Origin of the sequence: Paenibacillus jiangxiensis (genome assembly GCF_046098255.1) — a bacterium.
GTDB classification, from domain to species: Bacteria; Bacillota; Bacilli; order Paenibacillales; family Paenibacillaceae; genus Paenibacillus; species Paenibacillus jiagnxiensis.
In genome coordinates, this window is the sequence record NZ_JBJURI010000073.1 from 1 (window position 1) to 1,216 (window position 1,216).

Below are 1,216 nucleotides of genomic sequence, written 5' to 3' on the forward strand. Positions count from 1 at the left end.
GAGCACAAGATGAGACAACGAAATAATGCGTTTAAAGAAGTTCGTTATAAAGTAGCCCAAGAAGCACTCGCTGGAATCAAGGTGGGGGTTCTGGCTCGCAAATATGACGTATCACCGAAAACAATAAGGAACTGGGTCAAAGAGTTTCAAGAGACGTTTGGTGAAGATGCCATCCCAACGATCGACGAGCGGCTCGATGATTCTAAGCGCTTGGAAGAGATGGAAGAGAAGTACAACCGTGCGTTAAAAGCCCTGGGTGAAAAAGAACTAGAGCTCGAAATTCTGCGTGAACTGGTAAAAAAGAAGAACCCTGCCTCGATGATAAACTCAACGTCGCCCAAACGTTCATTGAGCAGGGAAACCCGGTAGCCACCGTTTTACGAATGGTTCAGGTCGCTTCTTCAACCTACTACCATCGCAATAAACCATCTGACCTGAAAAAAGAGCCGGGAACAATGCCTGCGCGTCCAGGTCGGCCTGGTTCCGTACATTCCCTGACTCGATCCGGGAAGAGGGTAAGCAACGAACAGATTGAAGAGTGGCTCATGGAACTGGTATCCGGTGAGGAGCACGGCTATGGCTATTTGTTGTTAACCGAATGCTTGCGGGTTCAGCATGATCTGGTCATTAACAAGAAGAAGGTATACCGCCTCTGTAAGAAGTTGGGCATCCTCCATCCCCAACGGCGGAAGAAGGTGCATTATCCAAGGCGCTTGGCAAGAAATCATACGATAACCGGATCCAACCAGCTATGGCAGTTGGACATAAAGTACGGCTATGTGGCTGGATACGACCAGTTTTTTTACATAGCCGATATGATCGATGTGTTTGATCGGACTCTTGTAGGTTACCACATCGGTTCGAGCTGTGGGGCGAAGGAAGTGTGCGAAGCCGTGAAGGCAGCCCTTCACTCACGTCTGACCCAGGGAGATTCGAAGCCCATCATTCGAACCGATAACGGCCCTCAGTTTATTAGCAGAGCCTTCGGAGATTTATGCGTAGATGAAGCAGTCATCCATGAGCGAATCCCACCGAAGACACCAAATATGAACGCCTATATTGAATCCTTCCACGCCACGCTAGAGCGAGATTTACTTCGCAAAGAGACCTTCCTTACATTTGAGGAAGCGTACCAGGCCGTGAAGGAATACATGGATTTTTACAACAACCGGAGGATGCACCGAAGTCTCGGTAAACGATCTCCCGCTTCGTTTAT

Annotated in this window: 2 protein-coding genes; both read left to right on the forward strand. The window is 48.7% G+C overall.

What is annotated here, in order from left to right; translation table 11 throughout:
- Positions 1 to 369, forward strand: a 369-nt coding sequence (locus ACI1P2_RS31340) for a helix-turn-helix domain-containing protein (RefSeq protein WP_355327708.1), incomplete at its 5' end; no start/stop codon positions are given.
- Between the two features lie 14 nt (positions 370 to 383).
- A partial coding sequence (locus ACI1P2_RS31345) for an IS3 family transposase (protein WP_355327711.1) occupies positions 384 to 1,216 on the forward strand: 833 nt, incomplete at its 3' end.